11 protein-coding genes and 1 pseudogene are annotated in these 13782 nt (G+C 35.4%); 1 reads left to right on the forward strand and 11 read right to left on the reverse strand.

Features of this window, described 5'->3' with window-relative positions; genetic code table 11:
- The 5 genes from ACTTKP_RS08575 to ACTTKP_RS08595 all read right to left on the reverse strand — a co-directional run.
- Positions 1-719 (reverse strand): glycine--tRNA ligase (locus tag ACTTKP_RS08575; RefSeq protein WP_442553484.1); only part of this gene is annotated, 719 nt, incomplete at its 3' end.
- Positions 720-816: 97 nt separating this feature from the next.
- Positions 817-1422, reverse strand: a complete 606-nt coding sequence (locus ACTTKP_RS08580; RefSeq protein WP_442553486.1) for a hypothetical protein — start codon at positions 1420-1422, stop codon at positions 817-819.
- Positions 1423-1426: 4 nt separating this feature from the next.
- Positions 1427-2092 carry a DNA repair protein RecO gene (recO, locus tag ACTTKP_RS08585; RefSeq protein ID WP_442553487.1) on the reverse strand — a complete coding sequence of 222 codons (666 nt, stop codon included), beginning with the start codon at positions 2090-2092 and terminating at the stop codon, positions 1427-1429.
- On the reverse strand, positions 2089-3012 hold the full coding sequence (gene era, locus ACTTKP_RS08590; RefSeq protein ID WP_442553488.1) for a GTPase Era: 924 nt from the start codon (positions 3010-3012) through the stop codon (positions 2089-2091). The genes recO and era overlap by 4 nt, the downstream gene beginning before the upstream one ends.
- 15 nt (positions 3013-3027) lie before the next feature.
- The gene (locus ACTTKP_RS08595; RefSeq protein WP_442553489.1) at positions 3028-6015 is read right to left on the reverse strand and encodes an insulinase family protein; all 2988 of its coding nucleotides are present in this window, start codon (positions 6013-6015) and stop codon (positions 3028-3030) included.
- A gap of 105 nt (positions 6016-6120) precedes the next feature.
- Here ACTTKP_RS08595 and ACTTKP_RS08600 point away from each other — a divergent pair, with 105 nt between their 5' ends.
- Positions 6121-6774, forward strand: a complete 654-nt coding sequence (locus ACTTKP_RS08600) for a TIGR01906 family membrane protein (protein WP_442553490.1) — start codon at positions 6121-6123, stop codon at positions 6772-6774.
- A gap of 55 nt (positions 6775-6829) precedes the next feature.
- Here the strand turns inward: ACTTKP_RS08600 and ACTTKP_RS08605 are convergent, their stop codons facing one another.
- The 6 genes and pseudogenes from ACTTKP_RS08605 to ACTTKP_RS08630 form a co-directional block, all read right to left on the reverse strand.
- Positions 6830-7669, reverse strand: a complete 840-nt coding sequence (locus ACTTKP_RS08605) for a DUF2225 domain-containing protein (protein ID WP_442553491.1) — start codon at positions 7667-7669, stop codon at positions 6830-6832.
- A 25-nt stretch (positions 7670-7694) separates the two neighbouring features.
- The gene (locus ACTTKP_RS08610) at positions 7695-9368 is read right to left on the reverse strand and encodes a glutamine--tRNA ligase/YqeY domain fusion protein (protein WP_442553492.1); all 1674 of its coding nucleotides are present in this window, start codon (positions 9366-9368) and stop codon (positions 7695-7697) included.
- A gap of 186 nt (positions 9369-9554) precedes the next feature.
- Positions 9555-10262 (reverse strand): cell wall hydrolase, encoded by a 708-nt coding sequence (locus tag ACTTKP_RS08615; RefSeq protein WP_442553493.1) that lies wholly within the window; start codon positions 10260-10262, stop codon positions 9555-9557.
- 262 nt (positions 10263-10524) lie between these two features.
- Complete coding sequence (locus ACTTKP_RS08620; protein WP_442553494.1) at positions 10525-11439, reverse strand: hypothetical protein; 915 nt, start codon at positions 11437-11439, stop codon at positions 10525-10527.
- A 306-nt stretch (positions 11440-11745) separates the two neighbouring features.
- Entirely contained in the window at positions 11746-13110 is a 1365-nt protein-coding gene (locus ACTTKP_RS08625; protein WP_442553495.1) for an ATP-binding protein, read from the reverse strand.
- A gap of 190 nt (positions 13111-13300) precedes the next feature.
- Positions 13301-13782 (reverse strand): annotated as a pseudogene (locus tag ACTTKP_RS08630) (ABC transporter permease); the annotation flags it as partial.

Genomic DNA, 13782 nt, shown 5'->3' on the forward strand with positions numbered 1-13782 from the left:
TGGAACCACTCCATATCTGTACCCGGCTCGCAGAAGAATTCTAATTCCATCTGCTCAAACTCTCTGGTACGGAAGGTAAAGTTACCCGGTGTAATTTCATTTCTAAATGATTTACCTATCTGACCTATACCAAACGGAATCTTCTTTCTTGATGTACGCTGTACATTCTTAAAGTTTACAAAGATACCCTGTGCTGTTTCAGGACGGAGATAAACTACCGCCTTGCTGTCCTCTGTAATACCCTGAAAGGTCTTAAACATAAGGTTAAACTGACGAATATCTGTAAAATCATGCTTATCGCAGCTTGGACAAGGAATTGCATTCTCATCTACAAAGTTCTTCATCTCTTCATTTGACCAGCCGTCAACCGAACTTCTGAGAGTGATATTTTTCTCTTTTGCAAAATCTTCGATGAGTTTATCAGCTCTAAATCTCTCATGACAACATTTACAGTCCATAAGCGGATCTGAGAAACTTCCAAGATGACCTGATGCTACCCAAGTTTGAGGATTCATAAGTATAGCACAGTCAACTCCCACATTGTAAGGACTTTCCTGAATAAACTTCTTCCACCATGCTTTTTTTACATTATTCTTAAGCTCTACTCCAAGATTACCATAGTCCCAAGTATTGGCAAGTCCCCCGTATATTTCTGAGCCCGGGTATACAAAACCTCTTGCCTTAGCCAAAGCTACAATTTTTTCCATCGTTTTTTCCATAGGCTGCCTCTCTTTCTCTGATTCACCGGATTAATCCAAACCATCTATATTTATTGCTTGTAATATTTACAGATGGAATTAGTTTAATTTTTAATAATCATTTTGAATATACTACCACAGCTGTCTTTCCCTCGTCAACTCTAAAGTGGTGTGTATCTATAAAAGTTCCACCTGAATAGTACTTTATCTTCTTGCCTGTATTAAAATTTAAGAAGCCGTCTACCACTGCAATATTATATTCATCTGACAATACTTCACTTGCCTTTTTATTCACTTCTTCTTTAGAATCCGCCTCCGTAAACACGGCATCTGCAAACTCTGTCAAAGCCTCTGCCGCCTTAGGGAACTTAACATTATTCTCGCCCCTCGCCTTATTAAAAGCTGAATATACTTCCGCATTTTTAAATGTAAGCACAGCCTTTACCCTGCCGTCCTTTAATTCAATATCACTTAGTTCTATGACCTTATCTCCATACTGTTTATTGTAAGAAATTAATGTAGCGGAAATATAGTCCTTAAGATCTTCTATGTTAAAATAATTTTCTGCAAAATCCTCAACATAGGCGACCTGTCCGCTGCCATCCGCCCTCATATAAAGTGTTTCTGCGTTCACATCTCCTGCTTTAATTTCTTTTGGCATACTGTCACAAGATGAAAGTACAATTACAGCCGCCGCTATCGCCAAAAGGCTTTTTTTCTTCATTTTCTTATACCTCTCTTATCATTTCTAAAGATTTAAAACTTATATCCGTATTTAAATCTCTATACTCTTTAGCAAGTTGTATAAACTCTTTTTTTGATTCTGCCTCCAAATCAAACGAAAATATTTTCTCTAAATTTCCGTTTGACACTGTCTTTATGGCATAAGCCGTAGAAGGCCTGAGCCTCTTGCCTAAGAGAACTCCCCCATCTATACCGGGCATTATACCCTCTATCGCAAAAATTTTCCACTCAAATATCGCCTTAATAAAGTCCGGTGTAAGTGTCTCCATCTTTGCTTCAAGTGCTTTAAAAGCTATGTAAATAAGGTTTATAAGAGCCTTTTCCACAATATTTTCCCTTGAAAAATAGGATGCCAGCTCTAAAAAATAATATCCGTAATACACTCTTTCTATATCCATTTTTAAGTCTTCAAAATAATTTACTATCTTGACCTCGGTCAGAGTATATGCATTTCTTCCTGTAACAAGCTTAAACTTACCAAAAGTAAGCGGGTCTGTTCCTGCTAAAAGTTTGCTGTTTGTTCTTCTTGCTCCCCTTACAAAGGCATGAATTTTGCCTAACTCCCTGGTTATAATCACTATTCTTTTGTCGTATTCTCCTATCGGCATTCCGGAAACGACTACTCCCGACACTTCTATTTCATCTGTCAATGATTCTCCTCTTTATATCCGAAATTCTTCATAAGCGAATCAGAATTTCTCCAGTCTTTTTTTACCTTAACCCAGAGATTAAGATTCACCTTCATTCCAAGAAGATCTGAAATCTGATGCCTTGCTTTAGTCCCTATTTCCTTTAGCATTGCACCTTTTTTTCCTATAATTATACCCTTATGAGAATCTCTTTCACAAAAAATGGTTGCTTCAATGTTCATTATATTTTTATGGCTGTGTCTTACACTTGTATCCTTAACTTCTTTCATACTATCAATTATAACTGCAATTCCATGTGGAACCTCCTCTTTTAAGAGCCTTAGAGCCTGTTCCCTGATAAGCTCCGCCGTAATCTGCCTCTCAGCCTGATCTGTAATCACATCTTCATCATAGTACATAGGTCCTTCAGGAAGCAAATCAAATACAGTCTTAAGAAGATCCTCTTTATTTTCACCTGTTACTGCTGAAACAGGTACACAGGCTTTAAAGTTCACAATATCTTTGTATTTGTCAATTACAGGCAAAAGTTCACCTTTTTCCACAGTATCAATCTTATTTACCACCAGTATAACAGGAGTTTTGGTTGCTGATAAAAGCTCTGCAATATGCTGTTCTCCCTTGCCGATAAAGGTGGTCGGCTCTATAAGCCACAATACTACATCCACCTCCGACAGAGTTCTTTCTGCCACCGAATCCATATATTCACCTAACTTATTTTGAGCCTTATGGATACCCGGAGTATCAAGAAAGATAATCTGCCCCGTTACATCAGTATAAACAGTCTGAATCCTATTTCTGGTAGTCTGAGGCTTTGAAGATGTAATTGCTATCTTCTGACCTATAAGATTATTCATAAGAGTTGATTTGCCCACATTAGGACGCCCTATAAGGGTTACAAATCCCGATTTAAATTTTCCCATTCATCCTCCATCCTACTATGCAAGCAGACTTGATATTTCATCAAACTTATCAGCATTCTCTTTAATCTTTTTCTCTGAGCCTACTACTACCAGTACCTTTTCATCAAGTATTGCCCTTATGTACTTTGCCATTCCTCTCAAATCGGAAACAGTAGTATTTATCATTTCATTTCGTGATTTCTTTATATCTTCTTCGGTCGTTCCGCTCATATAAGCAAGAAATGACCTCTCTCCGTCTGCATAAGGAGTTAAAGGAATGTCTGCACCACCTACTGCTCCTATAACAAACTTAGTCACATCCTTTTCAGATGCTTCAAAATTCTCAATATATTCCGCTATATGCTCATAAATCTCATTTGTCTCCAAAAGTTTCGGGTCTCTGTAAGATGAGAATATGGAATCACCATTTCTGTCAAACTTACTGTAGCAGCCATATGCTCCTCCCTTAACCCTGACATTTACCCAAAGATATTCATAGCTTAAAAGCACATTTAATACATTTAACACACCTGTATAAGGTAGTCCTGCATCTATGAAGTTGCCTGCTCTGGTTACATACTGTACCTGTCCTGACGCAGTGTACCCCTTTGCAAGCAGTCCCTCTTTTCTCTTAGACTTAAGTTCATCTATCTCAAGTTTCATCCTCTCACAAAGCAGAGTTTTTCCTACTCTTTCTCCGTTTGGAATCTCTTTTATTATATTTTCTAATTCATAAACAGCCTTATCATAGTCTTCCTCATCCACTGTAAGACTCATTAATACTCTTTCTTTTACAAAGTATTTTTTGATAAGAGAATTCAGCTTATCATATAACTCTTCTTTCTTATCAGCAAAATTCTCTGTTAAATCTTTCACAAATCTATAATGTGCAAGTCCCGAAAGAGTGTTGCCAATCCTACTATTTATTGAAAAATGAGTTTTTGCAATCATGGCAGACATCCTGTCACCGCTATTTTCAAATTCCATTTCCATGCCGACAAGATTTTCCCTCAAAATCTCAAGTATCCTCTTATCGCTTTCATTATTTATCTTTGACTTATAAAGCATTTCTAAAATAAGCGGAAGTCCTTTATCACTTTGTGAAACAAGGGACTTGAACCTTATAGAATAACTCATTAATACTTTATTCTTATCAGCCTTGTCTGTATGAACTCCCAAATCAGTATTGATTCCGCCGGTATACATAAGAGTTTCCGATACAAAGTCTGAATATCCTCTTTCCTTAGTATCTATAAGTCCAAGTAATTCTGTTAAAAGTCCAAAATATGCTAATTCCTCCGACTCCATATCACTTATATCAAAATTAAGCCTGAAATACATAATGCCGTTAGTATTTATCTTATGCCAAATTACAGGTCTTTTAAGCAGTTCTTTTTCTATATTTTTAAGAGGCTTGATTTCAGTAGAAATATCACTTCTTTCAAGAGTAGGAAGTTTTTCAATATCTTCTTCTGAAGAAGGTTCTTCCTGAAAAATTCTTAATTTTTCTGCCCTCTCCTTAAGTATTTCCAAGTCCTTATCGGTAAGTGACTCCTTATATTCTGCCAGTTTATCCTTTAATTCTTTTTCTATCCTATCATTCTTATTCTTTTCCGGAACAAGTGTAAAAATAACTTTATGCTCATTATTAATAAGATAAGTCTTTATTAATTCCTCAAAATATCCTGTACCTATCTTGCTCCTTAACACATCAAAATTTTTACCTACATCCGCCTGGTCAAATACCATATTCTCATCATATAGCCAGGTAGTATACATATTGATGCCTGAAAGAAGTCCTGCCGGAAATCTTCCCGAATCCTTCTCCCTATACTTAAATTCTCCATAATTAATAGCTGCCGTAAGTTTTTTCTCATCTACTCCCTCTGCAACTATCTTCTTCAATGTATCTTCAATTATTTTTACAAATTCATCCTTCCTATCTGCCTCCGTTCCTGTAGCATGGATGGAAAAAGTAGGCTGAAGCATATGTGCAGACAGGCTTGAAGATATGTCTTTTCCTATTCCTGCATTTATAAGTGCTTCTTTCACTGCTGCCCCCGGAGCATCCATAAGCACAAATCTTAGAAGCTGTAAAGCTCCCATCGTCATTACATCGGTAGTAACTCCTGTAACTACATTATAGGAAAGGAAAGTTTTTTCTTTCATTTCTTCACTTTCCGCAATAGAATAACTATCTGTAAAATCTCCTCCGACAGGGGTTTGAAGAGGAATATCCGATTTAGGATCTATCTTATCAAAGTCTGACAGATATTCCTTATCTAAGAACTCAAGCCTTTCTTCAATATCGAAATTACCATGAAGTATAATATACGAATTAGACGGATGATAAAATCGTTTATGAAAGGCTACATAATTCTCGTAAGTAAGTTCAGGTATTACTTCAGGATCACCGCCGGACTCAATTCCATAAGGAGAATCAGGATACAATGCCTCCCTCACACATAAATCTTCAACCTCATCCGGAGAAGAAAATGCTCCCTTCATCTCATTATAAACAACTCCATTTATCTTAAGCTCTCCTGTTTCTTCATCAAGCTCGTAATGCCAGCCTTCCTGTTCAAATATAGCCCTATTAGTATATAGATTAGGATAAAATACCGCATCCAGATACACATTCATAAGATTTTTAAAATCTTTATCGTTGCAGCTTGCAACAGGATAAATAGTTTTATCAGGATATGTCATAGCATTTAAGAAAGTGTTTAACGAGCCCTTAGCCATTTCAATAAAAGGGTCTTTAGACGGATACTTTTTAGAACCGCAAAGAACTGTATGTTCTACTATATGGGCAACTCCTGTCGAATCTTCAGGCGGAGTCTTAAAACCTATACAAAACACCTTATTATCATCTTCATTGGACACAAGTGCAAGCCTTGCTCCACTCTTCTTATGCTTTAAATATATTCCTAAAGCCTTAATATCTTCAAGTTCCTTAGTAAAGACTAACTCATACTCCTCAGGAATCACTACTTCTTCAATACTTTTAATACTTCTACCCATCTATAATATCCTTTCTACTTTCTCTTTCACTATTTGAAAAAATATGTTAAAATTTCATTATCTATCTAGTTTACCATAATTACGCAGTTTTGCAAGGAGATATTAATGAAAATGTATTTAAAAACGATTTTTTTTGCTTTTATTTCAGTAATTTTGATGATGGTATCAATAACCCTGGCCACGACAGTCATACTTAATTTCCGCCCTCTTTACTACAACCATATAAATGACTTTGTGAAAAATAGCAGTCTTAATTATGAGCAGATAAAAGAAAACTATGATGCACTTATAGATTATAATTCTTTTTGGGGATCTGATAAACTGGAATTTCCACATCTACCATCATCTGCCAACGGAATAACCCATTTTGAAGAAGTAAAGACTATCTTCTTAGAGTTTCAGCTTGCTTTGATAATAGGAGTAATAGTATTAATTCTACTCATCCCTCTCTACCACGGGCTATATCACAGCTATGAGTATCTGCTTGCAGGGGGAATAGCCACTATCTTCATTCCTTTCAGTCTTGCAGTACTTATATATGCAAATTTTAATAAAATCTTCATCCTCTTCCACCAAATAGCCTTTAATAATGATTATTGGATATTTGACTACAGGACTGACCCCATCATTAAATACCTCCCTCAGGAGTTTTTTATGCTCTGTGCTATAGGTATTTCAGTGCTTGTTTTTCTATTCGGAATAATTATGCTTGTTTTATATCATAAACAACACCGAAAGACTAAACACTCATTAAATTAATATATAAAAGGGATATAGTATCAAACCTATATCCCTCTCCATAATACTCTTCATATTATTCTTTACACTGTTCTCTTATATCTCTAGCCATATCCTTCATCCTATCTGTAGCATTCTTAGACATTATCACAGTTTCCAGATACCTAAGTGCCTCATGTTTCTTGTCAAGCTTTCTAGCAGTTTCAGCCAAAATAATGCAAAGTGTATTCTCATCCATTCCACAGATAGGGAATTGTTCATTCATGTATGCTTCACTAAAACCTTCATAAGCATTTTTGAGATAGTTCAACTCATTCTTGTCCAGTTTTTCATAATTTGCATTATAATCAGGCTGGGCATTATCCAAATTTTCTTTCATTCCCCTTGTAATCCAAGCAAGTTTTAAACAAACATAAGCTTTCTCGCTATTTTTAGCACATTTGATAACTGTAGAAATTAAAGCAAGCTGAGTCCTCTCAAGAGCATCTTCATAAGAATATGTCGTCTTTGTTTCATCTATGCCTTTAAATTTAGCTGAGATTTTCTCCCTTATGTCCTTAATATGTCTGTCGCTGATTGAATCAAAATTTTTAATCAGTCCTGCATAACCGCATTTAGAACACACAATCGCATCATATTTTGTTGCATCAGCAAACTTATAGACAGGTCTTAAATCACTATCAAGTCTTACTAATGCATTTCTTCCCACCCTTACTGCTTTTGACTTAAAATTTTCACCACAGCAAGGACAGGTATATGATTTATCAAAAAGGATTGACTCTTCAGATATTCCCATAATCCTACCTCCTACATCATTATTATCTTGCTTTATCTCTGTTTCCTTTTCTTTATATATTTCTATACTCTTCAGACTTCCAAGTCCAAATTTCTCCAGTCCACTTAAAATACCGGACATCTTTTCCTCCTTAAACTACATCAGCCTATGCTTTTTTAGGATTATAAGAGCTCTTAAGAGATACTATCCTGTTAAATACAGGCATTTCAGGCTTAGAATCCTTAGAATCCAAACAGAAAAATCCATTTCTTACAAACTGATACTGTTCTACTTCTGTAGTATCTTTAAGACTTTCTTCAACATAAGCATTTTTTATTACTGTCAATGAAGTCGGATTTAAGTTTAATTCTCCATCCTCATTGTAGACTCCCTTTTCTTCATCTACAATATTTTCATACAGTCTTACTTCACAAGGTACTGAGTGGGCTGCACTTATCCAGTGAATGGTTCCTTTTACCTTTCTACCCTCAAAACCGCTTCCACTCTTGGTTTCAGGATCATAGGTGCATCTGATTTCTGTAACTAAGCCGTTCTCATCCACATCATATCCTGTGCAGGTTACAAAATAAGCATTCATAAGTCTTACTTCATTTCCCGGGAAGAGTCTGAAATATTTTTTAGGAGGATCTATCATAAAATCCTCACGCTCTATATAAAGCTCTCTGCTAAAGGCAAGTTTTCTGCTGCCTAAGGCTTCATTTTCAAGATTGTGAGGAGCATCAAGCCACTCAGTTTCACCCTCCGGATAATTTTCAATCACCAGTTTAACCGGATCAAGCACAGCCATTACTCGTTTCTTCTCAAGCTTAAGAGTTTCTCTGATACAGTATTCAAGCATAGCATAGTCAGAAGAAGCATTACTCTTGGTTACTCCGGAAAGCTCCATAAACAGCTTGATTGATTCAGGCGTATAGCCTCTTCTTCTAAGTGCACTTATGGTTACAAGCCTCGGATCATCCCAGCCGTCCACTATACCGTTATCTACAAGCTTCTTTATATATCTTTTGCCTGTTACCACATTGGTAAGATAAAGCTTCGCAAATTCTATCTGTTTAGGTGGATTCTCATACTCAAGCTCTCTTACTACCCAGTCATAGAGCGGTCTGTGATCCTCAAACTCAAGAGTACAGATAGAATGTGTAATTCCTTCCTCAGCATCTTCTATCGGATGTGCAAAATCATACATAGGATAAATGCACCACACATCCCCTGTATTATGGTGTGTCATTCTGGCAATTCTATAAATAACAGGATCTCTCATATTCATATTAGGAGAGGTCATATCAATTTTCGCCCTTAAAACCTTACTTCCATCCGGAAATTCTCCATTTTTCATTCTTTCAAATAAATCAAGGTTTTCCTCTATGCTCCGCTCCCTATATGGAGAGTTCTTACCTACTTCTGTAAGAGTACCTCTATATTCCCTTATTTCATCAGCAGATAAATCACAGACAAATGCCTTACCTTTTTTTATAAGTTTGATAGCAGCCTCGTACATCTTTTCAAAATAATTGGATGCAAAAAAACATCTGTCTTCAAAATCAGCTCCCAACCATTCAACATCAGCCTTAATAGACTCTACGAACTCCATCTTTTCCTTAGTTGGATTGGTATCATCAAATCTCAGATTGAACTGTCCTCCATACTGTTTTGCAAGACCATAATTCAAAAGAATAGACTTAGCATGACCAATATGCAGATATCCATTAGGTTCAGGAGGGAATCTTGTTATAACTTTCTTAGTCCTGCCCTCCGCTATATCCTTATCAATAATATCCTCAATAAAATTTCTCGATACTCTCTCTGTATTCTCTTCCATAAAGAAGCCTCCATTCAATATACAATCCTAATTATAGTACCATAATTTTAGCTTTGTCGCAACAATATCACCTAAATATGTATCCAAAAATATAAAACTCTGTATATTAATCGGAAATTATAAAAAACTTTCCTAAATTTAAAACAAAAATCTCCGGAAAATAATTCTCTCCGGAGACCTTATCTTTTAATAATTGTAATAATATGTATCGTCTATCTTTACGCCATCTGCTTTCCAGTTTTCAATGCCTTTGTAATAGAGCCTAAAAAAATGATATTTTCTATCTGTAGCAGTCTTGCCCGCCAATGCATCCTTGCAGACTTCAATGCAGGTCTTTTCATAGTCATTTCTCCAACCTTTATTCTTTCCATAGTTCTTCATTGTCTGATCAAGCTTGCCACCCGGAGCACATAAGGCAAACTGATAATGTCCTGCATATTTCTGATAGATTACACCTTTTATTGAGTTAGGAAATTTCTTGCTAAGTACCCTGTTTATAACTGCATTTGCTGTTGCAAGCTTTCCTTTATAGGACTGGTTTCCTGCCTCAAGAAAGGTAACACAAACAAGAATTTTGAATTCTTCATCTGTATATTTGATTACAGACTTTGGAGTTTTGTCAGCTTTTTTTTCTGCCTTTGTTACAGTTTTTTTAGTATAAGACTTACTTAGTGGAGTTTCCTCCTCATCCGCATCAAGCTCCTCTTCATCTTCTACTTCTGTATCCTCATCATCAGACAATTCGTCTGCATCTTCAACACCTTCCTCAGTATATTCAGCTTCAATAGCTGTACCTGATGATGCGGTTTCCTCAGCCTTAGCTATGCTATTACTGCCACTAAGCATCATTCCTGCTAAAATCATACAAACAAATGTTATTATTTTAATCTTCATTTTTCTCCTAGCCTTTTAACAATTTTGTAATATTTTCGTAATTATTATATATTATTTTACAAAATTTGGCAAGGGGTGGGGAGAAAAAATGTATTGTTAAAGACTAAATTTATTAAAACCTAAAATAAACCTGTATAATATCTCACTTGGCTTTCACTATAAATAAGATATATACAGGCTTAATCTCTGTATTTATTTTACATTACAAAAAAGAAATCTTATTCCAAATCCATTGCCTTACATCTGAAATTTTACCATTTAATCACACCTGCTTCTGATATTCTTCTTCTGCAAGCTTTAAGCTTTCCTTATCCGCAAAATGAACTATCTCTTCACTTTCTTCTATAGACAGTCCTTTGTTGCGGCAATTAATATAAACCTTAAGCATAGTTTCATTAACGCCACGCTCCCTGCCTTGTTCTATTCCTTTCTCTATTCCCTCTTCTATTCCCTCCCTATACTTTGCCTTTAACGCAAATTCCATCGCCTGTTCCTGCGAAAATACAGTCATCATAATATCCTCAACCTCCTTCTTCTTTACTAAGAGTATGTCCTTTAATATACCCTCACTTATACAATACTCAATTGTCATTTTAAGTGCATTTAACTTATCTTTATTTGTTTTTGCTTCTTTCTTAAACCGGTCAAAAGTCTGGCAAAAGCCTATGTATTCTTGAATTATATTCTGCCTTACATTTTCAGAGTTTATTATCTTTACCCTGAGTTCTATCGGTGCTATGCCTTCACATATATAACTGTCTGACAGTTTCATATCTTCTACATCCAGCCTGTCTTCTCCTGTATACACAACTACAAACTCAGGTCTTGGCAAAATTAGCCTCGCTGTACCATAAATATCCATTTCATTTGCTACTATGTAATCCTGATAGGTCTTTGCAAGATACATAAGAAACCTGACTGCCATATTAGGATTAAAAGTACTCTGGGCTTCCATAAGGATAATCAGCCTGTCCTTTACTCTTAAACCCAAGTCATTATACACATCATTTACAAAGATATTCTCCAATGTAATCAGGTGAAAGTCCTCATCTAAGTAATCTTTTTCATCATCATAAAGGCTCGCATAAAGTTTTCTCTGATACTTTATGTCCTTAAATATAAAGGTAAAGAGACTGTCTTTTGCCTTGTATTTTACTGTCTTTATTATGTCTTCCATTTACTTCCTTTCTTACATTTTAACATTTTTAGTGTGGATTTACTACTGAATTTTGAAATTAAGACCATAGTAAATTGAATTGAATTAATTCTAATAATTAGTTCTTATAACTCTAAAATTTTAAGCTTAAAATTAAGCTATCTCTCCGATAGCAAGTATATTTTATCATAAGTACTAAGTTCAGTCTTCGCTAAAATAGACTCGACTTCACTAAGTGCTTAGATACCGCTCTCACTAAATTCATACTTCGCTTTGCGGCTTGTATTCATTAAATGTTCACATTATACCACAAATCTCATGACTTTCTTATTTCCTTTCGGTAAAGTTTACTTTTCCGAATTTTAATTCACACTTTACATATTCCTTAAACCTATAAAAAGCATACAGCGGAAGCGACCACACATGGCTCTCACCAGCCATATTATCTCCAACATTTTTAAGAGAAGACTTAAATGCAATTTTGGGATTATATCTGTTGCAGAACAGGTGAAGGCTCTTTGCCCTTGTATTGTCTGCTGATTTTACTTCTATTGGAATCAGCTCTCCTTCATAGTCTGTAATAAAATCTATCTCTGCATCTGATTTTGTTCTCCAGAAATATGGAGTAATACCTAAGCATTTTAGCTCACAAAAAACATAATTTTCAGCTAAAGCCCCCTTAAAATAAATGAATGCGTCACTTCCTGTAAGAATTGTCCTGTAGTTGATATTTGCTTTTCTTCTTAACAACCCGACATCAGCCATATATATTTTAAAATATGTAGAATCTGCCATACCTGATAAAGGTATCTCAGGCACAGATACCAAATCAAGTTTAAGGATAGTTCCGGAGCTTACAAGCCATCCCAGAGCATCCTCAAGCTCTTTTGCTCTTGCTCCCTGCTTAACATGTGAAAATATAAATTTACTGTTGTCTTTTGCAATCTGGTTTGGAATTGAATCCCAAATCATCTTAATCTTTATCGCTGTGTCTTTAGTTGCATGTTTACCAAAATCATCTGCATAGTCTTTTAATATTCTATCCTGAACTTCTTCAGCCTCTTTATAGTCATGAGTATCTGCAAAAGTTTGTACTGCCTCCGGCATTCCACCAACAATTAAATAGTTCTTATAGTACTTTTCCAAAGGTACAGTATATAATTCAGGAATCTCTCTTTTAAGCTCAAGCTTGTTAAGTCCTTCAATAAATTTTTTTCCACCATCAGCTATGACAAACTCTTCAAAACTCATAGGGTACATCTCAATACGGTCTACTTTGCCCACAGGAAAAGAGATACCTTCTTCCCTAAGAGCAACCCCAAGCAATGAGCCTGCCGCAATAATATGTAATTCAGGTATATTTTCACAAAAATACTTCAGAGACTGTATAGCACGAGGGCAGTCCTGTATTTCATCAAATATAACAAGAGTTTCACCAACAGTTATCTTTTTACCTCGAACCACACTTCCCAGTTCATCAAGAATCCTGTCTGTATCAAAATTGTAGTCAAATACTGACTGTAAGCCCTTTTCACCGTCAAAATTAAAGTATGCGACATCAACAAATTCCAATCTTCCAAATTCTTTTATAAGATAGGTTTTTCCACACTGCCTTACTCCTGATACAATCAGCGGTTTTCTATTAGATTTATTTTTCCATTTTAATAAATCCTGATATGCCTTTCTTTCCATACATCGGCTCCTTTTAATAATTATAATTAAATTATATCAAAATTGAACCGAAATTTCTATATACTTTTGCATTTTTCGACTGAATAAATGTAATATTTTTACATTTGTTGGCCGAATAAATGTATACACATTGTATAACAGATAAAAAAGAGACAGCAAGCAAATCCTGTCCGCTTACTGCCCATCCTTTTTACCTCACCTGCTTATAATAAACATTGGAAGTAATATTAAAATTTACAAAATAAGCTACTGCAAATACAAAGCCTACAATCAAAAGATTACTGCCATAATCCATAAAATTCCTTACTCCAAACATACCTAGAAGCTGGTAAATTATTTTTGAAGAAACTATAGAATGTATCACAGCTACTGCCAGTGGCAGGAAGAACATCCATACTACCTGTGAAGCAGTAGTTTTCTTTATCAGTTCATCAGGGAGTCCCACTTTTTTCATAATCTGATACTTTTCCCTGTCCTCACTGCCTTCACTTACCTGCTTATAATATGTAATCAACATAGTTCCTGAAAGAAAAATAATACCTACAATAATTCCTAAGAAAAGAAAACCACCGTTAAGTTCATAAGAGCTTTTTCTTATATCTGAAATTTCAGCCAATTCATATTTGCCTTCACCAAGTGCAAAAAATGCTTTTTCAAAATTTGCCTTATCTG

It is taken from the genome of Catonella sp. (genome assembly GCF_052169795.1).
Classification (GTDB): Bacteria; Bacillota; Clostridia; order Lachnospirales; family Lachnospiraceae; genus Catonella.